Genomic DNA, 23,825 nt, shown 5'->3' with positions numbered 1-23,825 from the left:
TAAATTTTCTATGATATATTTCTGTAATCAACAATACCCGTGATGTAGATAATATTGTAGTAAATTTTCAAATTCAGTATTATGTCTAGTCAAGAACCAAATTCTAAGCAAGCATTTCAGCAAACACAGTCCACCGGAACAAAGAAGAAACTACAACCTCCCGCAGACATCAAAAAACCAAAGAAAACCGAATAACAAGCATTATAGTTCGTAGTAGAGACTTAACTTAAATTAAGTCTTTACTACTCTCATCAAAAAGAAATCAGCTTATTTATTTTTCGCTTGAGTTTTTGCCTGTTCTAAAGCTATTTCTTTGATTGCCTGATAGGAATTAACATTTGAAGTACCTTCAATCGCTTTCACTGCTAAATCCTGAACTTGTTTGAGAGCAGATTCAAGTTGCTTAGAAAGATTTTGAATCCGCGTCTCTTGGTTAGTAATAGTTTGTTCTAGAGATTGCAGTCTCTGTTCATAAAACCGCTTTTGTCCTTCTACTTCCTTAGAATATAAATCTGATTTTACTTTAGCTTGGTAGTGGGCGATGCCTTTGCCTTCTTCTGTAGCTTTCTTGATAGCTGCTTCTTTATCTTTCGGAAAAGCCTCTACCTTCACTTTTAATTCTTCAAATTGTTTCTCTCTTTCAGCAATTGCTTTCTCTCGTTCAGCCCACTGTTTCTCTGTTTCTTGTAGTAATTCTTCCAGTTGTTTATATAGTGCTTTCTGCTGTTGTTCGTATTCGTCACTTTGTAGCTGACGTTGAAGTTCTAAATTATATTTATACTCTGATGCATCGCGTTGCCGAGTTTTATTCAAGTTTTCATTTCGTTCTTTTATCGTCCGTTGCTGTTCCTCCTGTTCTTTTACCCAAGTATTCCTTTGTTCTAATATTTCTTGGAATAACACTTCAGAACGCTGGCTATATTCTTCCTGATAAGCTTTCGTATTATCTTCATAAGCTTGGATGAGAGTATCCAATATATCATCAGAAACTTCCAACTTGTGCAGTTGTGTTAATTGTTGGATTTCTTCTTCTAAATTTCGCCTGATTTCTTCTAACTTAGAGGCTTTTGTGGTTAGCTGTTCGGATAATTCATTAGCAGCGCTGCCAAAACCTAATTGAATCTTCGCCAAGCTTTCAATTGTATTGTTCATCTTCTGTTGGACGCTAGAAAGCTGATTCATAGCTATTGTTTGTTCTAATTTTGGCTGTTCTTTAGTTCCAGGCTGGTTTTCTTTGGCAACTTTTTCAAGTTCCGATTTCAGCGCTGCTTTTTCTTTAGCTAACTCCTCAAATGCCTGAAGAATTTCTACTTTAGTATTCTTATCAGTCGGCTTTTTCACCACCACAACAAACCTCCTCTTCAGGAATTAAAAATGGTTAAGATGCTAAGAACTCGTAACTATTTAGGATTAGAGCTACCAAAAGCCCTCATAGCTAAGTCTTGTGCTTGTTTTAATGCTGTTTGCAATTGAGCAGAAATCCCTTCTATTTGCTCAGACTGTTTCTTAATTGTTTCTTCCAGAGATTGAATTTTTTGCTCGTAACTCTGTTTGTTAGATTCCCATTCTCTCTCAAATAAATCAGCCTCAACTTTAGCTTTTTGGCTTGTTTCTTTAATTGCTTCTTCCCTAGCTTTCTTAACCGATTCTTCCAGTTCGTTAGGAAATGTAGTTACCTTTTGTTGATAGTCTGCAAACAGTGGTTGGCGTTCAGCAAATATTTTTTCTCGTTCTGCCCAATCTTTCTCTTTCTTTTGAGAATTTTCTTGTATTTCTCTTTGTTGTTGGCGTTTTATTGCTTCGTAGCTGTCTGTATTGAGTTTACGATTAGTTTCTAACTTATATAGAGATTCTTCTTGTTCTTGCTGGCGATCTTTAGCTAATAAATCATTATATGCTTGCAGTTTTTCTTCATACTCGGCTTGTTCTTTTTGCCATTCTTTCCGCCTAATTGTAATTTCTTTCTCTAATGCTTCCCTTTTGCTGATAGTATCTTGTTCTAGGGTTTTTAATTTCTCTTGGTGTTCTTGACTTAAAATGTCTAGAGTATCCGCTACAACTCTGATTTGTTGAAGCTCTTGTAAGCGTTGCGTTTCAATTTCTATAGCTCGGTTCAATTCATCTAACTTAGAATTTTCCTGAGCTAGTTTTTCAGATAATCCGTTGAGAATACTGCCAAACTCTAATTGTAAATCAGCTAAACCTTTGACAATACTATCAACCGTATATGCAGAAGCTACTTGCAGAATCTCTTGACTTTTTGCCTTGTCTGCTTCCTCTTGTTTGGTTGCTATTTTAGACTCCAGCTTTTTTCTTTGGATAATAATTTGTTGAAATGCTTGCATTAGTTGTTGTTTGCTGTCCTTGACTCCAACTGTAGTCATCTTCCAACTCCCTTCAATAGGCAAATGATTTATTGGGTAGCAAGCCATACCAAGGACTACCCCATGCAGACATCAGAGTAGCTTTGAATCAACATTTTTAACGCAGTGGAAATACTGAAATGATCGATAGAGAACACTTAGGCGATCCGAATTTTCCACAGATATGTCCTTCTATTTTTCAGGTATAGTTTTCCTTTTGAGCTTTATAGTACTTGTGTACTAAAATAAATATACCCAACATAATCTCTTCTTGTCAAGATAATGCTTCCTATAATTGCGCCACACAACAAAGCATTAAAAGCTGGCAGTCATAGTGATTTAGGAGAGTGATGTAGTGTATGTCACTTTTTGTAAAGAAAATCTAAAAGAATTAACTCTAGCAGAAGCGCCGTTGCACTAAGACGAGATAATAGATTTAATCATGCTAATTGATACAAGCACAGTCCTAGACTTTTGTGATATCAATGTATACCACTGAATCGACCAAATACCCTGCCAGAACGGACATTGGGCAAACCAGCCGTATTCTAGTAGTAGAAGATGAAGAATTAATCCAGGAAATGCTAGCTGTAGCCCTGGAAGAGGAAGGTTACGGGGTGATAACTGCCCCCGATGGGCGGTCTGCTATAGAGTATCTCAAAAGTTTTGAAACCAACTCAGGGGAAGTTCCCTTCGATCTGATCGTTCTTGATTTGATGCTACCGCAAATCAATGGGCTAGATATTTGCCGTTTGCTGCGTCATCAAGGCAACCCAATACCTATTTTAATGCTCAGTGCTAAGGGTAGTGAAACTGACCGCGTTCTGGGGTTAGAGGTGGGAGCAGATGACTACCTGACCAAACCTTTTAGTATGCGTGAGTTAGTGGCTCGTTGTCGCGCTTTACTCCGCCGCCAACGCCTAAGTAATTTACCACCAATACCAGTATTAAAATTCAAGGATGTCACCTTGAATCCTCAAGAATGTCGGGTGCTAGTTCGCGGTCAAGAAGTGAGTCTTTCTCCCAAAGAGTTCCGCTTGCTGGAACTGTTTATGAGTTACGCCCGCCGGGTATGGTCGCGAGAACAATTACTAGATCAGGTTTGGGGGCCAGATTTTGTCGGCGATAGTAAAACTGTAGACGTTCATATTCGGTGGTTGCGCGAAAAACTAGAGCAAGACCCCAGTCATCCCGAATATATTGTGACTGTGCGAGGTTTTGGCTATAGGTTTGGATAATTAGTTTAGATAGTTGTTAGTTTTTAGTAGTCACCAAGAAACTAACAACTCAAATGCTTTTATTGGGATTTTCTCTGGGTTTAGCGGTAGGCATTGGGTTTTGGGTTTGGCAACAGGTTCAACTTAACCGCTACCTGGGGCGCTTACTCCGACCGTTAACCTCCCATTCCTCCAAGATGGGACTGCTGCTGATTCCTGGGTTGCGGCAGGAAATAGCGATGGTGAAGCAGCAACGGCAAGATTTGCAGCAGTCATTGCAAACTTACCAAGACCTGCTAGATTTTGCACCAGTGGGATATTTGCAGGTGGATGAAGAAAATCAACTGCTGTGGTGCAATCGGCAGGCGCAAGAAATTTTGTATCTGCAAAGGTGGCAACCAGAACAGATACGCTTGTTATTAGAGTTAGTAAGGTCTTACGAACTTGACCATTTAATTGAGCAAACTCGCGATCGCCAAAAACCACAAAGGGGAGAATGGATATTTCATCCATCTTGTGATGATGCAGCAGAGATGCAAACAATAAAATCTCTGGCTTTGCGGGCATCTAGTTTGCCTTTACCCAATGGACAAGTGGGAGTATTTTTAGAAAATCGTCAACCCCTATTAGATATAAATCAAGCACGCGATCGCTCTTTTTCCGATCTAGCCCACGAACTCAGAACGCCCTTAACTTCCATTCGCTTGGTTGTGGAAACGTTACAAATCCGCTTGGAACCACCTCTCAATCGTTGGGTTAACCGTTTGATGCAAGAAGTCGATCGGCTGATTAACTTAGTGCAAAGCTGGTTAGACTTGACCCAAATGGAAGCAAACCCAACCATGCAATTGCAAGCCAAAGCTGTAGAATTGCGATCGCTAATTACATCTGTTTGGGAAACACTAGAACCCTTAGCACAGCGTCAACATCTATCTCTTTCTTATTCTGGCCCAGAAAATCTCTGGATTAAAGCAGATAAAGCCCGGATTTTCCAAGTTTTTCTCAACTTGCTAGACAACAGTATTAAATACAGTTCTCCTTCTACAAGCATTCACGTTGAAGCGAAAATCTTATCAACAAAAGATAATGATGGGGCTTCTCCAATTCTGGAAATAAATCTTATTGATTCTGGAGTTGGGTTTTCTGAAGCAGATTTACCCCACGTTTTTGAGCGATTTTATCGAGGAGATAAGGCGCGAACCCATTCCCCACAAGATAGTAACTCCATCGGCGCGATCGTTGGCAATGGCTTAGGATTAGCGATCGTTGAGCAAATTCTGATCGCCCACGGTGGTTCAATCAAAGCAATGAACCATCCAGAAACTGGGGGTGCGTGGATGCAACTCCAATTTCCTGAAGTTATGGCAAACTCCTTAAGCCAAGACTATAGTTAGTAATATCTTCACGTTTGAGACAACAAGTGTGAAAGCTGTCGATTATACTCCCAATCCTCAAAGACCACAACTCGCACGAGCCATTAGGCGCTTAGAACGCGATGTATTACGCATGGGTGCCTTGGTAGAACAATCATTTCGCCTCAGCCACCAAGCGTTATTTGCTCGTAACTTAACAGCAGCTGAGGAACTCCCCCGATTAGATAAAAAGATCGATCGCTTTTATCGTCAAATCGAATCAGACTGTACGGCGATTATGACGCTGCAAGCGCCTACGGCTCAAGATTTGCGCTGCTTGAGTGCTTTTATGCAGTTAGTGAGAGACTTAGAGCGCATTGGTGATTATGCTGAGGATTTAGCTGAGATTGCGATTAAAATTTTTCCTTATGCGCCTCATCCGTGTTTATCTGAGATTGAAGCTATGTCCCTTCACGCGCAGGCGATGCTAGCAACTAGCTTGAAGGCTTTAGGAGATTTTGATGAAGGCGGTGGTCGCCGTTTAAAGCACCTAGATGATACTGTAGACGATGCCTACGATCGCGTTTATCAAACTTTAGCCCAACAACGGAATGTGCCTGGTGTAGTCGAGCCAATTGTGCTGCTAGCACTGGCAATTCGTTGTCTAGAACGGATGGCAGATCATGCTACTAATATCGGTCAGAGAGTAGCATATATTGTCACCGGTCAACGCTCTTAATTGAATTGTTGCCCAAATCCCCCACTTTTTGAGGAAGTCGGGGATCTAAATCTATGTGAAGTAAGCACCATTTCACCCTAGTCTCTTCATAATTATTTGTGCCTACACACTTACTTAGTATTTAGAAAACCCTCAAGAATTAAAAATAAGTTAACCAAATATTTTACTAAAAGCTTACCTTTTCTTAAACTTGCACAATTAAAGTAACAAATAAATAACTGAAAAGTTTTGTTCTATCTCATTGATAGATATCTAAAATCAGAAGTTGTTACCATCGGAAAATTTTGAGCTAGGGACTAGCTCAAACTAAGAAGAGTGCCATTAAATTACATAGGTAAATTTTGATACAAATTATTAGCGTATCTTAATCATTGTAAATAGCGAGATTTCCTGATAATTATGTAGTTACGGTTAATGATATATTCCACAACTCCTACTTCAAATTTCTCTGCCGTGTCAAATAGCTCTGCTTTAAGCGGACAATTACCCCAGCAGATATTTACCCGTAGGGAAGTAATTCCACATCAAAATGACGTACTTTGGCGTATTGAATACGGTGCAGTTCGTACCCTAACGTGGAGTGAAGATGGAACATTCATCACTCTTGGTTATTGGGGATTAGGAGATTTGATTGGCTATCCTTTGTCTAGAGTCAAGCCCTACCAGATTGAATGTCTCACAGGCGTGGAACTAAGCATTGTGCCACCTCATTTGTGGCATCAAGATATTAATGCTTTGTTGTCTCATATTCAACAGGCAGAGGATCTATTAAGCATTGTGCATCAAAAACCTATTTCGCTCCGTTTGTGGCAGTTTTTAGTGTGGTTAAGCGAAAAATTTGACCGTGATGTAGATAAGGGGAAGCTAATTGATTTAAATGTTACACATCAAGATATTGCTGAAGTTTTAAATACTACACGAGTAACAATTACCCGAATACTACAACAGTTGGAGGAAGAAGGAACAGTTTTACGTTACAAACGCCGCATTATTTTGCGTTTACCAAGTGGTAAGTTAATTAAAAATTATGGTTCCGCAGTATCTAACTAAATTGCTTGTAATAATCAGAAGATATAAGGTATAATCATCGCTGTGAATGTGTGTAGAATCCCCGAAATTAAAGTGCTCTAAGCATTTTATTATGACTGGATTATCTAGGTGTGAGTGAGAGTAAAAACATGACAAAACGATTCTGGAATCTGATTAAGGTTAGTCCAGTTGTTCTAGCTGCGACATTTTTTGCTACGAATAATGCCTTAGCTGCGGAAGTAAACGAACCAGTAACAAATGTTACCCAATTATCTGAGGTTCAAGACTCTAACAGCATCGATCAGGTAACATCAGTTTCGCAATTTTCTGATGTGCAGCCCACAGATTGGGCATTCCAAGCTTTACAATCTCTAGTTGAACGCTACGGCTGTATTGCAGGTTATCCCAATAGTACTTATCGTGGGAACCGTGCTTTGACCCGTTATGAATTTGCAGCAGGTTTGAATGCCTGTTTAGATCGGGTTAACGAACTGATTGCTACAGCTACTGCTGATTTGGTCAGCAAACAAGATTTAGCTACTTTACAGCGCTTACAAGAAGAATATTCTGCTGAACTAGCAACCTTGCGCGGTCGTGTCGATGGATTAGAAGCCCGCACTTCTGAATTAGAAGCCAATCAGTTCTCCACTACCACCAAGCTGGTTGGAGAAGCAATTTTCGCAGTGTCTGATGTTTTTGGCGACAATAGAGCCGCTCGTGGTGGTAATCCTACTCAAGACTTGAATAATAACACCACTTTTAGCGATCGCGTTCGTTTGAACTTGTACAGCAGTTTCACTGGTAAAGACCAGTTGCAAATCCGGCTGACTGCTGGCAATATCGTCTCCAATCGTGGTAATGATGCATTGGGTACTGGTACTGGTACCAATATGAGCCGCTTGAGTTTTGATGTAGGCGCTCCCGCCGACAACAGCGTTAGCATCGATAAAATTAACTATGCTTTCAACTTTAGTGACGCAGTGCGTGTCAAAGTTGATGCTACTGGTGCTGAATTATATGAAAACGTCAATAACTTCAACTCTGACTTTGCAAGCTCTGGTAAAGGTGCGCTCTCACGGTATGGACGTTTCAGCCCCATATATCGCCAAGGTCAAGGTGGCAGTGGTGTAACTGTTACCTTCAATCCTAAAGGCGCTATCAGCTTGAGTGGTGCTTATCTAGCTAGGACTGCTAATGACCCTAGCCTTAATAATGGGTTGTTGGATGGTGATAACGCTATTTTTGGTCAGTTATCTTTCCAACCCACCAAAGCCTTTAATATTGGTCTAACTTACGCTCGTACTTATCAAACTAATCTTGTTAACAATACTGTTAACAATAACCTTTTCCAAGGTACAGGTAGTATTTTTGCTAACAATCCCTTTGGGAATAACACTCGTACTATATCCAACAACTACGGTGTAGAAGCTACCTTCCAATTTAGTCCTAAGTTAGCTATTAGTGGTTGGGGAGGTTATACAACTGCTGATGCGATTACTGGTGCTAATGCAGGTACAGATGCAGACGTTTGGTACTGGGCTGGAGCGCTTGCTTTGAAAGACTTTGGTGGCGAAGGCAACGTTTTAGGTATCATCTTTGGTCAACCACCCAAAGTTACTGGTGGTAGCATCAAAAATGTCGCTGGTAATACTACCTTCGACGACAATACCTCTTATCACTTAGAGGGTCTTTACAAGTACAAGATTTCCGATAATATTCAGGTAACACCTGGCTTGTTGGTAATCTTCAATCCAGAGCACAACGACGCTAACGGCACTGAATATGTAGGTACTCTACGTACTACTTTCAGCTTCTAAAATTGGCAATCTAAAGCTCAGAATTAGATAAACAAAAGCCCGCCTTAAGGTGGGCTTTTGTTCAGGAAAAATTAGTTATGTGGGATTATAATCTGATTGATTAGATATATCTTTTGGGGGGCGATCGCTACTCCAAGCCCACCACACAGTACTACAGTGACAGGAGTAGAACTCTTGCCATTTGCGACGACGGTCTTCTGTAAAAACAGGCGATCGCCGATTTAGCCAAACTTTTTCAGCTTCTCGGCTAGTTGAGTGGCAGTTAGGACAGCAAAATTCAGATGCATGTACTGCCTTATTCGTCCATTCAGGTGGGAGGGTAGCAAAAGCGTCCATGTCGTTACAACTTTAGTATCAATGATTATCCAAAACTTTGAGGTTTTGAACTTAGGGGCAAACGGATACTATAAAATCCCGCCACACTATCGAACTGCTTAATCAATATTCTTATGGCTTTGTCTGAACTATTTACAAATCGCCATTTATAGAGATTTTCACTAAGAGAATAACTATTTAGAAAGACTGCGAGAGCATCTCACAAATCAAAGGTTAACACAAATGGTAACTAAAATAATTACTATGCACATTATGGCTAATAATTAAATTTATGGAGCCAAATGTTGAAATTCGCCGTTTATTAGATGTGATGCCTGCTTCTGGTCGGATGACGACAAAAATCGTTAGTAAGCCAGAGCAAGCAAAAGTAATTTACGCCTCCTTTCCCCAACCCTGGAATCAGGCGCGACCGATATATATTAATTTTGATTTATGGCCTCGCCTAGCAAAGCCGCAACGAGATTTGCTGCTGTTGCAGATGGTTAGCTGGTTGACAGGGGTGAAGTGGTTTAAACCAGACATTTATCAAGGTGTGGTGCTGGCGGGTCTGTTAGGTGGATTATTGGAAGCATCACAGTCAGATGTAGTGGGTGTCGCCGTAGCAGGGGGATTAAGTGCGATCGCTGCTTTTCGGATCTGGCGGACTAATAAATCTCTTGAGTCAGAGTTAAATGCCGATGCAGCAGCAATTCGCATAGCACAACGGCGAGGTTATTCCGAAGCGGAAGCAGCGCAGCACCTGTTATCTGCCATTGAAGCGGTAGCCAAAATTGAAGGGCGTTCTGGTTTAAATTTTACTGAGTTGATTCGTTGCCAAAATCTCAGAGCGATCGCAGGTTTATCAGCAGTGGGTATGCCAGAAAGTTATGATAAGTAGAATAAATGTTTCTGGATATGGGTTTTTGAGAGCGATCGCTCCCAAGACATCTAAAATTTAGATGAGGTTTTGGTATTGTCTAAGCTTAATTTTTAGCATGATTTATACTTTATTCCTCACTACAGCAAGTTTTTGGCCACAAATACGGTTTTGTGTATTTAGCTCAAGGCTTCTAACAAAGTGCGAGACATGAGCCTCCAACTAGCTGCAATGCATGGGGCTATCTTACACTGGAATAAGAGAATGTGTGTTTAACTGACTTAGATGTAAATGGGGAGTTCTATCATACCTTCTCGGTGTTACTTATGAAGTGCTTACCTAGTGTGGTAAAACTTAACTTAAATTCTGTCAGTTACTAACGGGGTTGATAGGAATGGGTACTTTAATTGTTATTGGCTTGATAGGGGTTTACGGAGGGGGCGTTTGGAAATTTTGGAACGGGTTTGGACGGACTAATTTTAATCCAACTTTGACCAATCGCATTGGTTTATCGTTGCTATGGCCAGCTTTGTTTCTTACAAATCAATCCTATCGTCGAAACTTTAGAAAAGCGTTGAAGGGCTAGAGTTTACTATTAAGTTTAAAGTCATCTGAACCTGACGGTGGCACATATCCCAATATAAATCTAACCCACCAGCCCCCTTTCTCTATTAGGGAAAGGGGGCTGTGTTTGCTCATCCTAAAAGGAGAGGAATTAAGGGAGGGATAAGTTCGTAGTGTTTACAAGTGCAACTTGTTAACATCTGGGAAGTATTTTTGCTGATGAATTTACGAATTATTTGCCATTGGTGAGCAGATGGATTGCTGCACCTACAGCTGCACCATCAACAGCATTCCCAAGAGTATCTCTGCCATCGCCAGTAACTACGCCAGTGACTGCGCTAGCACCTGCACCGACTCCAACATCTTGACCAATATTGCGGTGACGGCGATTGCGAGTGTTTCTCAGACCATTTGCACCGTTAACGGCTGCACCAGTGACACCACCTTTGACGGCATTGCCTAATACATTACCATTTCCTCTAACGGCTCCAGTGACAACGTTGGTAACAGCCCCAATACCTGCATCTCGTAGTACTTGGTCATCAGCAGCAGCCGGTTTAGCGGGAACCAAAGTTACACCAGCTAAACTTGCAGCCATGAGGCTGGGTAAAAGTGTGCGCTTTAGGATGTTATTCATTGTGTTACCTTCTCAAAACATCAAACAATTAGATAAATCTAAAGTTACTGGAGTCAGAAAAATCATATTTTTTCAATTGGACAACAGCAACTATCTATTGTTTGAGGACATACATATAGTCGCATTTATAAAGTCATAACTGCATCCACTGAAAGCATGAATATAGATTAAGTCCACAGAAGGCCCTGCTGATTGAATAAACCATGCTAAAGATTACACATTGACAAAATAAATTCAGTATCCACAGAATATTCTCTGGTATGCAAATTTCATTTTTTCATTACTAGCAAGCCGTTTCTGACGACCAGCCGCGTAGTATTTCCCCTATCTGTCTAAAGATAGTTGACAAAATAATTAAACTCAGCAAGCGGGGTTAATATTTAATTCTCTCGGTTTAGTAGTCAAGCGTTGCGTAGGCATCGCCCGTTGTAGGCATCGCTCACCAAAGCAAATAAGACTTTATGCTGTGTATATCAATACCGTGGAAAAAGATAATTACTACCAGCTTGACTGCTAGCGTAGTTAAGAATACTCTAATAGCCTCAAGCGAATTTACCCAAATAACACATCTAGGGTAAAAACCAATAGATAAAATACCAATAGTGACATAACCACATAAAGTTAAAGTAGCAGTCATTACTACAATACCCAATGTAAATCCTACTGCAAATATAGTTCCAATTCTATCTTCAATAATTAGCCCTACTATAGTTCCTACGATCAATGCTGTTACTAACCAAGAGAATATATTAATATAAAAATCTTTTTTAATAAGCCACTGTATATTCCAAACAATGACTACAGTTAAGATTACAAAAATAGCTCCTACTTTTGATCCTGTGATGACTAAATCCAGATTAGTACTTTCTTTCATCAAAAAAATGATTAAATTTGCACTTATAACTCCAATTACAATCCCTGCAAAAAAGGTAATATTTGATAATAAATCTTTTTGAGGTAAAGAAGTGTTATCCATAATAAATAAAGATATTTTAATAATCAGTTTGCAGCCAGTTTTCTAAATTAATATTTTGCACTCGCAGCAAGTCAGAGTCATTAGAAACCAGAATTAATCCGCGTGCGATCGCTGTAGCCGCTATCAATATATCTTGCTCTTGGATAGTAAACCCTCTGCGTTGTAAGTCCACATATATTTCACATGCTAGTTCAATAATCTCTAAATCATCTATTAATATAATTTTATATACTTGACAAAATTTATTAAACTCAACTAACTGTCTAGTTGCATTGATAGCTAAAAGGCCTCGTTTGACTTCATAGTAAGTTATGCAACTAATAAACACATCTTGTTTCAGACGCAGGACTTCCCGAAATTTCCGATCTACAATTACATTTCTCTTCAAAATATAACTAACAATGTTTGTATCTAATAAATAAGTCACTTTGTCTATTTTCGCTTTACTGCTTCATCGTACATTTTGATTTGCTCCGGTGTTAAATCGTTTAACGTACCTGAAACTGCCTCTAAAATTAAAATACTATCTATTCTATCTATCAAATCATCATCTTTAATTTCTCTCATTTCTTCTCGTGAGAATTGCCCAAACAGTTCAACTAACATTTGGCTTATTTCCAGTTTATTTAACTTTACTTCATATAAACTATTACCTTTAAATAAATTTTCCACAATTGGCGATATCCGATTGATAAGTTCTTGATGATAGCTAGAAACTTCTTGCATAACTTCCTCCCAATATTTAACTAATTACCTCAATTATAAACCAATACAATTCAGAGGATGTTTCAAAAGTCCTCAAGCGTGTGTTTCACTACCCTGGCTACCGAGAAAATGCTACGAGAGAATCGGAGTTTTGGTATTTGAGATCGCGCCACTGAGTCATACTTGAGGCTCAAGCCAACCCTTTTCAAACAACCTCTCAGTTAAGGCTAAAACTCTTTGCCAAAATCAATTTTTTGACGAACCGCAATCGCGTAGCGTCTCGTAGAGAAGGAAGCAAAGAGAGAAAAATGCTTAACTGAACCGGATTGAATTATAAACAATCTCACTCAGCGCCCCTTTGCGTTAAAAAAAGGCGGGCATTTCAGCCCACCCCACAAAATTTTGAGAATATTCTGTTTCTATTAACCCAACAATTGTTTAGCTTTAGCTAAAACATTATCAACGCTAAAGCCAAACTTCTCTAGACAAACATTGCCTGGAGCCGAAGCACCAAAACGATCGATACTAACGCAATCGCCTTCAGTACCAACGTATTTGTGCCAGCCGAAGCTGCTAGCAGCTTCTACAGACAAACGCTTGGTGACAGCTTTCGGTAGAACAGACTCTTTATAGGCTGCATCTTGTGCTTCAAAGAGATCCCATGAAGGTAGTGAGACAACACGGACTTTCTTTCCTTCAGCCGTGAGTTTTTCGGCTGCGCTGACGGCGAGGCTCAATTCTGAACCAGTGCCAATTAAAATCAACTCTGGTGTACCTTCAGAATCCACCACCGTGTATCCACCCTTGGCCACCTTTTCAATTGATGTACCTGCCAAGTTGGGGACGTTTTGACGGGTTAACGCCAACAGAGACGGAGCATTTTGCTTGGCTTTCTCGATCGCTATTTTATAAGCGCCAGAGGTTTCGTTACCGTCTGCGGGACGAAACACCGTTAAATTAGGAATGGCACGCAAGGAAGCCAGAGTTTCAATGGGTTGGTGTGTTGGGCCATCTTCACCTTGTCCAATGGAATCGTGAGTCATCACCCAAATCGAGCCAGCTTGGGAAAGGGCGGATAAGCGGATGGCAGCACGCATGTAGTCTGTGAAGATTAAGAAGGTAGCACCGTAAGGAATTAATCCCGAACTGTGCAGCGCTATGCCATTACAGATTGCTCCCATAGCATGTTCCCGGACACCAAAGTGGATGTTGGGGTTTTCGTATTGCCCTTTTTGAAAGTCGCCTTTGCCCTTGACTTCGGTAAGGTTGGAGTGGGTCAAGTCAGCCGAACCACCAATCAATTCAGGTAAAACTGCTGCTAATTTGTTGAGGCAGGTTTCTGAGTGCTTACGGGTGGGCAATCCTTTGTCTTCTGGGGTGTAGGTTGGTAGTACTTTATCCCAACCGTCGGGTAGTTTGCCGCTAATGTAGCGTTCAAATTCAGCTGCTTCTTGGGCATACTTAGCTTTGTAGTCGGCAAATGTTTTGTTCCATTCCTCTTCGTAACCTGCGCCACGCTCAACTGCTTTCCGTGTGTGGTTGAGGGCTTCTTCTGGAATAACGAAAGGCTCGTATTCCCACTTAAGTTGTTTACGAGTCAAGGCAATTTCGTCTGCACCCAAAGCAGCGCCGTGAACGCCAGCAGTGTTTTGTTTGTTAGGGGAACCATAACCGATGGTGGTTGTCACCTTAATCATTGATGGCTTATCGGTGACAGCTTTAGCTTCTTCAATTGCTTTAGCGATCGCTGCTAAATCTGTATTACCATCTTTGACATGTAAAACGTGCCAACCGTAAGCTTCAAAGCGCTTGGAAACATCTTCGGTGAATGCCACATCTGTGGAACCGTCGATGGAGATGTGGTTGTCGTCATACAAAGCAATGAGTTTGCCTAATCCCAAGTGTCCTGCGTAAGAACAAGCTTCACCAGAAATTCCTTCCATGTTGCAACCATCACCTAAAATTACGTAGGTGTAATGGTCAACAATCTTGGTATCGGGTTTGTTATATTTAGCGGCAAGGTGTGCTTCGGCGATCGCTAAACCAACTCCATTGGCGATTCCTTGACCCAAGGGGCCAGTTGTGACTTCCACGCCTGGGGTTTCAAAGTTTTCTGGGTGTCCGGGAGTTCTAGAACCCCATTGACGGAATTGCTTGATATCTTCAATGCTTACACTATCGTAGCCTGTCAAGTAGAGTAAGGCATACAGCAACATCGAGCCATGACCGGCAGATAAGACAAAGCGATCGCGATTAAACCATTTAGGATTCTTGGGATTAAACTTCAAAAATCGATCCCAGAGGACAAAAGCCATCGGAGCCGCGCCCATTGGCAGTCCTGGGTGTCCCGATTTTGCCTTTTCTACGGCATCAACAGCCAAGAAGCGGATCGAGTTAATACAAAGTTCTTCGAGGGACAGTTCTTTGAGGGATTGGGTTGCAACAGTCATAATCTCTTGTTTTTAACGACGGGTTAGCACTCTTTGTAGCTTCTCTTGCTGGGGTTATTTTAGATTCCCCACAGTATCCTCATCATCCCATTCCCACTTGTCGATGGACAAGCGGGATCTCCTGAGTTTCTAGTGATAAATCAAGCTGATAATTGGGTCATGCTGAACGCTTAAGTTATATCGGAATGATATTTCTGATACTTTTAGCGCAGTCATTTCAGGAGAACTGACAGCGATAAAATGGGAAATTTTTAGACGTATTTCTTAAAGGCCAGTGTGACATTATGACCGCCAAACCCAAAAGAATTGGATATTGCCACCTCGACTTTTTGAGCGCGGCTGGAGTTAGGCACGTAATCTAAGTCACATTCAGGATCGGGATTTTCCAGATTGATTGTCGGAGGAATTTGGTCATTAGCGATCGCCAGTACTGTTGCTACTGCTTCAATACCTCCAGAACCGCCTAATAAATGACCTGTCATCGATTTGGTTGAGCTAATTGCCACCTTATAAGCATGTTCTCCCAAGGCTTTTTTGATGGCTGAGGTTTCAGTTGAATCATTAGCTGGGGTACTAGTGCCGTGAGCATTAATGTAGCTAATCTGTTCGGGAGCGATACCGCCATCTTTGAGCGCTAATTCGATCGCTCTAGCGGCTCCAAGTCCACCAGGGACGGGGGAAGTAATATGGTATGCGTCACAGGTCATACCATAGCCGATCATTTCGGCATAAATGTGAGCGCCGCGACTCAGGGCGTGTTGCAGTTCTTCTAAAATTAAAATTCCTGAACCTTCACCCAAGACAAATCCATCGCGATCGCGGTCAAAGGGACGGCAAGCATGAGCCGGATCGTCATTGCGAAAAGAGAGGGCTTTGCAAGCGGCAAACCCAGCCATTGATAATGGTGTCACAGCTGACTCGGTTCCGCCGCAAATCATCGCTTGGGCATATCCCCCTTGAATTAAGCGAAAAGCATCGCCAACAGCGTTGGAGCCAGCAGCGCAGGCAGTTACTGGGCAGGAATTTGGCCCTTTAGCACCCGTGTGAATTGCCGTTAATCCTGCTGCCATATTGGCGATCATCATCGGTATCATGAATGGACTACAGCGATCGGGCCCGCGGTTGAGGTAGATAGTTTGCTGGTCTTCTAATACCTTAATGCCGCCAACGCCAGAACCGATCATGACACCTACCTGTTCTGCATTCAGTTCATTAATAACTAACTGCGCGTTAGATAGAGCCTGTTTTGCTGCTGAAACCCCAAATTGGGCAAATCGATCCATGCGCTTCGCGTCTTTGCGCTCTAAATAATCATGTGGATCGAAGTTTTTTACCTCACCAGCAATCCGGCAATCATGGCGAGACGCATCAAAAAATGTGATGTAGTCAATGCCATTGCGTCCACTCAATAATCCATCCCAATATTCTGTTGCTGTGTTACCTATAGGTGTAATCGCGCCAACACCAGTTACAACAACGCGTTTACGTGTATGATCTGTCATGATTCAGTTAAATGTGGCGAAAAAGCAGCAGGCATTAAACAGTGCTGAGTTTCAAGTTGTGAGTTGTGAGTTTTGGAAGCACCCAAAGATAGAGAAAACTCCAAAATTTTGCCTCCTAAAACTCTAACTCTTAAACTTTTAACTGTTCAGCACTCAGTGAAAAGTCAAAGCAGTGGTTTTTGCCATCAACGCCCAGAGGGGGTGAGACAAAGCCATCTAAACTTCTCCTTTGGCGCTAGCCTCTCCCTTTGGCAGAAGGGGAAACGCCAAGGGCCAACAAAGACTCAAAACTTTTTTTAAGCTGATGCGGTAACTTTGTTATTGATGTAATCTACTGCGTCTTGAACCGATATAATCTGCTCGGCAGCTTCGTCAGGAATTTCGATATCAAATTCTTCTTCCAAAGCCATCACCAGTTCAACGGTATCCAAGGAATCTGCTCCTAGATCGTCCATAAACTTTGATTGGGGTGTGATTTTGGCAGGGTCGTCAACACTCAGTTGTTCGGCGACAATTTTCTTGACCTTATCAAAAAGTTCCGTTTGGCTCATAAATAGTAAAAGTCCTTAACCAGTTGCGAGGTTCTGCTCTTTACAGGAGACATTGTTTTGAGCATATACATCTTATCGTCAAGCGCGATCGCCCGTACACTACCAAGGGTTTTTCTCTGAGAAAACCCCTCTCATCCCTCAAAAGGATAGGGTAAGTTTTCTGGGAATTGGGTAGGGGAGCGGGTTACGCCATCACCGATACCGTGTAAATGCTTCAGTTGTCTAATTATTACTAAATTTTTTTACAATGTCTTGGTCAGTATTCACAGCCTTGCTAGCAATCATAATATATAGACGCTGTGGCTTTTAACCTAGACGGTTAAAGGGTCACTGAATGTCAAACATCAGAACTTTAGTGCTAACAAGGAGTAATAAAACAGTTATTGTTTAGAGCGATCGCTCTAACCCAAATATACCTCTATGCTATCTCAGACACTCAAACTCAAATACGCTTACTTCCCTGGTTGTGTTGCCCAAGGGGCCTGTCGGGAACTTTATCAGTCAACTCAAGCTCTTACCAAAGCACTGGGTATTGAATTGGTTGAACTTAAAAAAGCTGCTTGCTGCGGTTCCGGCACATTTAAAGAAGATTCTCAACTGCTGGAAGATACAGTCAACGCTAGAAATATTGCTTTAGCTGAAGAATTAAATTTACCTTTACTTACTCATTGCAGTACTTGTCAGGGTGTTATTGGTCATGTCAACGAACACCTGAAAGAATGCCAAACAACTGATCCTACTTACATTGAACAGGTTAATGGTTTGCTGCATAAAGAAGGCTGTTCGCCTTATCGCGGCAGTACTGATGTTAAACATCTCCTCTACGCTTTGGTGACAGATTACGGTTTAGAGGAAATTACCAAACGTGTCACCCGAAAGTTAAGTGGATTAAAATGTGCGGCTTTTTATGGCTGCTATCTCCTCCGCGCCCAAAAATCCATGCCTTATGACGACCCTTTTCAACCAGAGGCGATGGAAAATATGTTTCGGGCGGTGGGTGCAACACCAATTTATTACCGAGGCCGGACACAATGTTGTGGTTGGCCCTTAGCTAGCTATGCGACTACCCAATCTTTCAAAATGGCGGGGATGCATATTCAGGATGCTTTAACATCTGGTGCTGACTGTATAGTTACACCTTGTCCGCTGTGCCACTTAAATTTAGACTCGCGTCAGCCAGAGGTGGAAAAGGTTATTGAGCAAAAGTTAGGTTTACCAGTGTTGCATTTACCCCAGTTAATTGCTTTAGCACTTGGGGTTAGTCCAAAAGAACTGGGTTTAGAACGCCATGTTGTTTCCACCAAGCCAGTGCTGGAGAAATTAGGATTTTAGTTTGTGGAGTACAAGCTATGGGCACAAGTTGATTGGTATTAACTTAAGCAAAAGCTTGCTTTGTTTCTCCTCTATAGTTGAAAAATCAAAGGTTATTAGGTAAAGTCTCGTGTAGCCGCGACCGTCGCTTCGCGTAAATATGGTTTTTGGTCGTAAGCTCTTGTTCTTTGTTACGAACGCGCATGAGTTCTTACCAGACCTAATAAAACTCCTGTCTCATCTAGAAATATACGCCTACGCAAATTTCCGAACGGCTCAGAAAGAAATAATTAACCAGGTAGGGGCGCACAGCTAGCTGTGCGCCCCTAGCCATATAACTCATTCAAATGAGAATCGCTATTATTACAAAATTGTAATTAAGACAAAGGGAAAGCTGTCATATTGGGCTGGTGTAATTAAAACTATCAACTCTTTCCAATCTCAGCAAAACAAGATTGATTGTTATGATTATTCGTCAATTTCTAGCTTTGGCAGCCATTTCCCTCACCCTTGCATCCTGTGGTCAAGCAGCCAGTAACCCAAATCTGACCGCCCAAAATCCCTCTCAAGCGGGTGAGCGATCGCCGCAAGGAAGGCGATCGCACCGTCAGATTGATTTTACAGCTGCGGCTCAAAAACTCGGTGTTACCGAAGCCAAGTTAAAAGAAGCTTTGGGAGTACCCACTAATTCAACCAATCCACCAGATGGAGAGCGTCGCCGTCCCGACCTGAAAGCGGCAGCTACAAAGCTTGGTGTCACCGAAGAGAAATTGCGGGAAGCGTTGGGGATTCCGTCACGTCCTTTGAGCAATTAATCAATTGCTTGCAGGAGTCAATCGCAATGACTCAATTGTTGTTTACAACCAAGGTGCATTCATAACCTATGACACTTAATTCTCCCCAACAAATTACACTCAAACCTTTTAAAGAAGGTTTGATAAAAGGCAAACTGACGAAATGGCTGATGGGGTTATTGATACTCAGTTCACTTACAGGTGGTGGATACCTCGTTTACCGTCAGACGGTGATTTCTTCCACTCAAGAAGCCAGAAGCAAAATGCAGACGATTCCAGTCGAGCGAGAAACGTTACCGATTACAATCTCAGCCAATGGTACTGTTGAAGCCAAACAATCGACCAACGTCAGCCCCAAAAGTTCTGGACAGCTAAAGAAATTGCTAGTAGATGAAGGTGACTCTGTGAAAGCAGGGCAAATCCTGGCATATATGGATGACTCAAATCTGCAAGGGCAATTAATTCAAGCTCAGGGTTCTCTGGCTGCTGCTCAAGCAAATTTGCAAAAGGCGATCGCTGGTAATCGTCCTCAAGATATTGCTGCTTCACAGGCACAATTAGAACAAGCCCAAGCGACTTTAGAAAAAGCAGAAGCAGGTAATCGCTCTCAAGATATTGCTCAAGCTGACGCACGTTTAAAAAGCGCCCAAGCAAGTTTAACAAAAGCCGAAGATGATTTAAGCCGCAATCAGGAACTATACAACGCCGGTGCTATTTCCCTTCAGACTTTAAACCAAAAACGTGCCGACCGCGATAGCGCCAAAGCTTCCGTAAATGAAACCCAGCAAGCGCTAGCATTGCAAAAAGCTGGATCGCGCAAAGAAAATATCGAGCAACTAAAGGCAGCAGTTAAGGAAAAACAGGAAGCTTTAGCACTACTGAAAGCAGGAAACCGTCAGGAAGATATTGATGCCGCACGCGCTCAAGTAGTTCAGCAACAGGGCAGTCTAAAAACGATTCAAACACAAATTCAAGACACAGTAATTCGTGCCCCATTTAGTGGGATTGTGACTTCCAAGTATTCCGATCCAGGTGATTTCGTTACACCAACAACATCTGGGAGTTCGGTTTCGGGATCGACCTCTTCTTCGATTCTGTCGCTGGCATCAACCTATCAGGTTGTAGCAAATATTGCCGAAACCGATATTAGCAAAATTAAGGTAGGGCAGTCGGTAAGCATTACAGCCGATGCGTATCCTGACAAAACCTTTAAGGGAAAAGTTGCCCAGGTTGCGGCTCAGGCAACTGTGGCAACCAATGTTACCAGCGTTAAAGTTAAAGTGGATTTCACCGATCCTGAGACTCTGCTGCTTCCAAGCATGAATGTTGATGCGAAATTCGATGCAGGCGAATTAAACAATGTGCTTGTTGTCCCAACGGTGGCGATCGCTCGTCAGAGCAACGGTACGGGAGTGCAGGTGCTTACAGAAAATGGCAGCACTCGATTTGTGCCAATTAAAACTGGAGCTACGGTAAATAACAAAACCGTTGTGCAATCAGGTTTACAAGGAAATGAAAAGATTTTGGTGAGTGCGCCAGCGGATTCTAAGAAAAATAGTAACACTAACAGGGGTGTTTCTCCTGGCGGTATGGGTGGCCCTCCTCCTGGTGGCCCTTAGTACAGTTTTTCCCTTTAATACAGGAGAACGCATTCACAATGCAAGTCGATGCATTCACAATGCAAGTCGATGCATTCACAATGCAAGTCGATGCATTCACAATGCAAGTCGATGCATTCACAATGCAAGTCGATGCATTCACAATGCAAGTCGATGCATTCACAATGCAAGCCAATGCATTCACAATGCAAGCCAATGCATTCACAATGCAAGCCAATGCATTCACAATGCAAGCCGATAAATGGCATTGCAGGGTATGACCAAATTTAATTAAGTAGAACGACTTGAAAAAAACAAACTATGTAATGTAACTTTAGCGAAAATCAGTTCGTAGTAAGGACTTTAGTCCTGATTTGAGAACTAAAGTTCTCACTACAAACCTTTAATTATTTACCCTGTTCTACTTAGCTACGAATTAATTAATAAAATGCTGTACTTAAATTTAGTTTCACAAGCAAAGTTTAGCAATGATCGAATCACGCAATCGCAAACCACTGGTTAAACAGGCATCTACTCTCATCCGCAGTTCTTCAATATCAGCCGTTGAAATGGCAAAAAAGTTTTCAGACGGGCTTGAATCATCACTCCTGGTATTTCCTGCTTATGCTCATACCATTTCTTTGTGAAGCTGCGCCAAATTTCCTTTGCTTCTTATTTCTTTCTTTGTGCCTTTTGCGTCCTTTGCGGTTCATTCCTCATATAGTTCGGCGCACCTTCATCCAGAACTGGTACCAGTAGTGTAAGGGGTAGAAAAATAATCATCGGCGCTTTGGTTAGTAATACCAATAAGTACAATCCGATTCTTTACCATATTCGGATCGATCGCACCTCTGAGCCTCTGAGCAAATCTTTTAAGGTAATTTGCTCGACAGCCTTTAACAGAGAGTCAGAGGAACGGTAATTTAGTAATAGTTTACAAGTATTAAAGCCGAGGATTAGTTTACTGAGATTGATTTGACTTCAATTTGCGATCGCCCATTACCGTGATGCGCCAGAGCCGCCATTCCATGTTCTTGGGCCCGCAGTTCTCGATCGGATATTTCTGGCTCCTTAATATAGACTGAACTCACTAAGATATTCAAAACTCCACTTTCTTCAGCCTGACGCACAGCGCGATGCGTAATTAATTCACCCACATTCAAAATCACATTGTCTTGTGGATCGAGAATGACGCGGGTAACTGGACGACCCAGGGCTTGTTCAATTCGTTGCTTCTTCAGTGCCCGTGTGCTGCGTCCTTGTAACTTTTCTGCCTGCTCTTTCAAAGTTTGCCAGAAAGTGTTGAGGTTCTTTTGGGCAACGCTTGCTCCATCGCGCAGTTGAACTTTGGTTTCTAACCACGTGTCATTTGCGCTAGAACTAACTGCGGTTGCCAGAGCCAGACCAGCCGCGCTCAGTAATTCTGCTTCTTTGCCGTAAATCTGGGCACGATCGAGGATGGATTCAGTTACAATCTGCCCAGATGCCGCAATAATTAAGCCATCGTCAGCACGCACTGTTTGTAAGACTCTGCGCCCTCTTACTTGCTGAATCGCTAGACGCGCTTGTGCTGCCAGCCCATCAACCGAATAACGTAGGTTAGCAGCACTGTTTTGAGTTACGCTCTGAATTTGATTGCTAGTAGATTCTGTTACTGCTTTCAAATTGCGGCTAATATTTGCAGTCAGACTGCCACCCGTAGCCCGGTATAGTTCATCAAGGATACCCATGCGATCGGCAGCTTCTGCCTCGACTATGGTGACTTCCTGCCCCTGTAGTAACAGTACACTACCATCTGGAGTCAGCACATCCCGCTCAACATGCTTGCCAATCACGAATATTTTTTGCTCCGCAGGGTCAACCAGATTATTTGTTAGTAAAGCAGATGCATCTCGATTGAGGTCTTGCAGTTTGCTGCTAGTAGCATCAGTTGCAGCTTGCAGTTGTTCGCCTGCCGACTGGCTTGCTGACTGTAGCGTGCGGTTCACATTGTCTACCGAGCTTTGCAGTTGCTCACCTGCTGCCTGGCTGGCTTTTTGTAATCTACGGTTAGCTGTTTGGGCCGATTCTTGCAACTTGTCTTCAGTTGCTTGAACGGCTCCTCGGATACCACCGATCTGTTCTTGCATCATCTGAGCAGTTTGTGGAGGTACAAAGGCAACATCATAACCAATTGTCAGCGTTTCGGGAGCGGGAACGAACGATCGCCCCGAGTAAGCATCGGCAAATACACCGCCAGAAACTTCGTATCCTTCCACCAACCCGCTATGCTCGTCAAAGAACAAATCAACTAGTACACCAAGGTTAAGTCCCTCAGTGGTCAGAATTCTGGTTCCTTTTAAGACGAGATTCTGGTGCAGAATCTCTTTAATTGCAGGGACACGATGTACCTTAACAACAGATTCTTTCGAGTTAACAACGATCGCATCTAACCCAATCGCTTGCACTTCTTCTAGGGGAATGACTTTGGCATTCCGAAATAGTCCCTTCTCTTCAACCAGAAAACCCAAAATTTGATTATTTTTTTGATCAAAAATTAAGTCTATAATCCGCTCAATCTTCTTACCATTGTCAGATGTAACGACTACTTGATCGATAACATCACTACCTTTACGCATTTATCTATTCCTCGCAGTTTTTATTATTGATTGGGTTGTCCAGTGACTTGTTCGTTGGTTGGCTGAATTTTTAGCTGAAAATATCGCCCCTCTCGACCAAAACCAGGAGCGATGTCAATAACGCCAAAGTATTCAAGGAATACCCCAAAGATAGCCACAAGGGTAATTAAAACGGTGATATTGGCTCCAGTATTAGAGCGCTGTCCTATGAGCCTGGGCATTTTCCCCCCTTAATTTCTTATTTTTTTGGTTACGAAGCTTGCTATAAAAGTTAGACAACTTCGTTTATATCATTATTAATTAGACGTATATATCTATCTCCTGGGATATGCCATCGATTATTTTCTCTTTCAGAAAGATATTTTTCAAAGTAGATATATTAGTTATCCATTATCCTAGCTTTTTTTAAA

24 protein-coding genes and 1 pseudogene are annotated in these 23,825 nt (G+C 42.0%); 12 read left to right on the top strand and 13 right to left on the bottom strand.

Annotation, left to right across the window (positions count from 1 at the left end):
• Positions 1 to 267: 267 nt before the first annotated feature.
• Both CDG77_RS15790 and CDG77_RS15785 read right to left on the bottom strand, forming a co-directional pair.
• Positions 268 to 1,347 carry a hypothetical protein gene (locus CDG77_RS15790; RefSeq protein WP_094330300.1) on the bottom strand — a complete coding sequence of 360 codons (1,080 nt, stop codon included), beginning with the start codon at positions 1,345 to 1,347 and terminating at the stop codon, positions 268 to 270.
• A gap of 53 nt (positions 1,348 to 1,400) precedes the next feature.
• Positions 1,401 to 2,384 carry a hypothetical protein gene (locus CDG77_RS15785; RefSeq protein ID WP_094330299.1) on the bottom strand — a complete coding sequence of 328 codons (984 nt, stop codon included), beginning with the start codon at positions 2,382 to 2,384 and terminating at the stop codon, positions 1,401 to 1,403.
• Between the two features lie 464 nt (positions 2,385 to 2,848).
• Here CDG77_RS15785 and CDG77_RS15780 point away from each other — a divergent pair, with 464 nt between their 5' ends.
• From CDG77_RS15780 to CDG77_RS15760, 5 genes are all read left to right on the top strand, one after another.
• The gene (locus CDG77_RS15780) at positions 2,849 to 3,601 is read left to right on the top strand and encodes a winged helix-turn-helix domain-containing protein (protein WP_094330298.1); all 753 of its coding nucleotides are present in this window, start codon (positions 2,849 to 2,851) and stop codon (positions 3,599 to 3,601) included.
• Positions 3,602 to 3,654: 53 nt separating this feature from the next.
• Positions 3,655 to 4,974, top strand: coding sequence for a sensor histidine kinase (locus CDG77_RS15775; protein WP_094330297.1), 1,320 nt, complete (start codon positions 3,655 to 3,657; stop codon positions 4,972 to 4,974).
• Between the two features lie 28 nt (positions 4,975 to 5,002).
• Positions 5,003 to 5,671, top strand: coding sequence for a phosphate signaling complex protein PhoU (phoU, locus tag CDG77_RS15770; RefSeq protein ID WP_094330296.1), 669 nt, complete (start codon positions 5,003 to 5,005; stop codon positions 5,669 to 5,671).
• A gap of 414 nt (positions 5,672 to 6,085) precedes the next feature.
• Entirely contained in the window at positions 6,086 to 6,721 is a 636-nt protein-coding gene (locus tag CDG77_RS15765) for a Crp/Fnr family transcriptional regulator (protein ID WP_094330295.1), read from the top strand.
• A 128-nt stretch (positions 6,722 to 6,849) separates the two neighbouring features.
• A complete protein-coding gene (locus CDG77_RS15760; protein WP_094330294.1) occupies positions 6,850 to 8,517 on the top strand; it encodes an iron uptake porin in 1,668 nt (555 codons plus the stop codon).
• A 75-nt stretch (positions 8,518 to 8,592) separates the two neighbouring features.
• Here the strand turns inward: CDG77_RS15760 and CDG77_RS15755 are convergent, their stop codons facing one another.
• Positions 8,593 to 8,853 carry a hypothetical protein gene (locus CDG77_RS15755; protein ID WP_094330293.1) on the bottom strand — a complete coding sequence of 87 codons (261 nt, stop codon included), beginning with the start codon at positions 8,851 to 8,853 and terminating at the stop codon, positions 8,593 to 8,595.
• A gap of 271 nt (positions 8,854 to 9,124) precedes the next feature.
• Here CDG77_RS15755 and CDG77_RS15750 point away from each other — a divergent pair, with 271 nt between their 5' ends.
• Both CDG77_RS15750 and CDG77_RS37630 read left to right on the top strand, forming a co-directional pair.
• Entirely contained in the window at positions 9,125 to 9,730 is a 606-nt protein-coding gene (locus CDG77_RS15750) for a DUF3318 domain-containing protein (protein ID WP_094330292.1), read from the top strand.
• Between the two features lie 373 nt (positions 9,731 to 10,103).
• Positions 10,104 to 10,295 carry a hypothetical protein gene (locus tag CDG77_RS37630; RefSeq protein ID WP_094330291.1) on the top strand — a complete coding sequence of 64 codons (192 nt, stop codon included), beginning with the start codon at positions 10,104 to 10,106 and terminating at the stop codon, positions 10,293 to 10,295.
• 210 nt (positions 10,296 to 10,505) lie between these two features.
• Here CDG77_RS37630 and CDG77_RS15740 read toward each other — a convergent pair whose 3' ends face one another.
• From CDG77_RS15740 to fabF, 6 genes are all read right to left on the bottom strand, one after another.
• Complete coding sequence (locus tag CDG77_RS15740; RefSeq protein WP_094330290.1) at positions 10,506 to 10,910, bottom strand: hypothetical protein; 405 nt, start codon at positions 10,908 to 10,910, stop codon at positions 10,506 to 10,508.
• A 439-nt stretch (positions 10,911 to 11,349) separates the two neighbouring features.
• On the bottom strand, positions 11,350 to 11,886 hold the full coding sequence (locus tag CDG77_RS15735) for a hypothetical protein (RefSeq protein WP_094330289.1): 537 nt from the start codon (positions 11,884 to 11,886) through the stop codon (positions 11,350 to 11,352).
• Between the two features lie 16 nt (positions 11,887 to 11,902).
• Positions 11,903 to 12,313, bottom strand: coding sequence for a PIN domain-containing protein (locus tag CDG77_RS15730; protein WP_094330288.1), 411 nt, complete (start codon positions 12,311 to 12,313; stop codon positions 11,903 to 11,905).
• A 5-nt stretch (positions 12,314 to 12,318) separates the two neighbouring features.
• Entirely contained in the window at positions 12,319 to 12,612 is a 294-nt protein-coding gene (locus CDG77_RS15725; protein ID WP_094330287.1) for a hypothetical protein, read from the bottom strand.
• Between the two features lie 401 nt (positions 12,613 to 13,013).
• Positions 13,014 to 15,041 carry a transketolase gene (gene tkt / locus CDG77_RS15720; protein ID WP_094330286.1) on the bottom strand — a complete coding sequence of 676 codons (2,028 nt, stop codon included), beginning with the start codon at positions 15,039 to 15,041 and terminating at the stop codon, positions 13,014 to 13,016.
• A 251-nt stretch (positions 15,042 to 15,292) separates the two neighbouring features.
• A complete protein-coding gene (gene fabF, locus CDG77_RS15715) occupies positions 15,293 to 16,543 on the bottom strand; it encodes a beta-ketoacyl-ACP synthase II (RefSeq protein ID WP_094330285.1) in 1,251 nt (416 codons plus the stop codon).
• A 72-nt stretch (positions 16,544 to 16,615) separates the two neighbouring features.
• On the opposite strand from fabF, the gene CDG77_RS35500 reads away from it, so the two are divergent.
• Complete coding sequence (locus tag CDG77_RS35500; RefSeq protein WP_143857037.1) at positions 16,616 to 16,843, top strand: hypothetical protein; 228 nt, start codon at positions 16,616 to 16,618, stop codon at positions 16,841 to 16,843.
• Here CDG77_RS35500 and acpP read toward each other — a convergent pair.
• Entirely contained in the window at positions 16,840 to 17,094 is a 255-nt protein-coding gene (gene acpP, locus CDG77_RS15710) for an acyl carrier protein (protein WP_094330284.1), read from the bottom strand. The genes CDG77_RS35500 and acpP overlap by 4 nt on opposite strands.
• Positions 17,095 to 17,514: 420 nt before the next feature.
• On the opposite strand from acpP, the gene CDG77_RS15705 reads away from it, so the two are divergent.
• The 4 genes from CDG77_RS15705 (at position 17,515) to CDG77_RS36540 (ending at position 21,444) form a co-directional block, all read left to right on the top strand.
• Entirely contained in the window at positions 17,515 to 18,426 is a 912-nt protein-coding gene (locus CDG77_RS15705; RefSeq protein WP_094330283.1) for a CoB--CoM heterodisulfide reductase iron-sulfur subunit B family protein, read from the top strand.
• 443 nt (positions 18,427 to 18,869) lie between these two features.
• Positions 18,870 to 19,220, top strand: a complete 351-nt coding sequence (locus CDG77_RS15700) for a hypothetical protein (protein WP_094330282.1) — start codon at positions 18,870 to 18,872, stop codon at positions 19,218 to 19,220.
• A gap of 68 nt (positions 19,221 to 19,288) precedes the next feature.
• Positions 19,289 to 20,818 carry an efflux RND transporter periplasmic adaptor subunit gene (locus CDG77_RS15695; protein WP_094330281.1) on the top strand — a complete coding sequence of 510 codons (1,530 nt, stop codon included), beginning with the start codon at positions 19,289 to 19,291 and terminating at the stop codon, positions 20,816 to 20,818.
• 467 nt (positions 20,819 to 21,285) lie between these two features.
• Positions 21,286 to 21,444 carry a hypothetical protein gene (locus CDG77_RS36540; protein WP_190233984.1) on the top strand — a complete coding sequence of 53 codons (159 nt, stop codon included), beginning with the start codon at positions 21,286 to 21,288 and terminating at the stop codon, positions 21,442 to 21,444.
• An 89-nt stretch (positions 21,445 to 21,533) separates the two neighbouring features.
• Here the strand turns inward: CDG77_RS36540 and CDG77_RS39105 are convergent.
• The 3 genes and pseudogenes from CDG77_RS39105 to CDG77_RS15680 all read right to left on the bottom strand — a co-directional run.
• Positions 21,534 to 21,650, bottom strand: a pseudogene (locus tag CDG77_RS39105) (CHASE2 domain-containing protein); the annotation flags it as partial.
• Positions 21,651 to 21,753: 103 nt separating this feature from the next.
• Positions 21,754 to 23,415: a PRC-barrel domain-containing protein gene (locus CDG77_RS15685; protein ID WP_094330279.1), complete on the bottom strand. Its 1,662-nt coding sequence runs from the start codon at positions 23,413 to 23,415 to the stop codon at positions 21,754 to 21,756.
• A gap of 23 nt (positions 23,416 to 23,438) precedes the next feature.
• On the bottom strand, positions 23,439 to 23,636 hold the full coding sequence (locus CDG77_RS15680) for a hypothetical protein (protein ID WP_094330278.1): 198 nt from the start codon (positions 23,634 to 23,636) through the stop codon (positions 23,439 to 23,441).
• Positions 23,637 to 23,825 lie beyond the last annotated feature (189 nt).

Source organism: Nostoc sp. 'Peltigera membranacea cyanobiont' 213 (genome assembly GCF_002245975.1).
Taxonomy (GTDB): Bacteria; Cyanobacteriota; Cyanobacteriia; order Cyanobacteriales; family Nostocaceae; genus Nostoc.
Note: the sequence above shows the minus strand (reverse complement) of the source record. Positions and strands in the feature narration are given on the sequence as shown.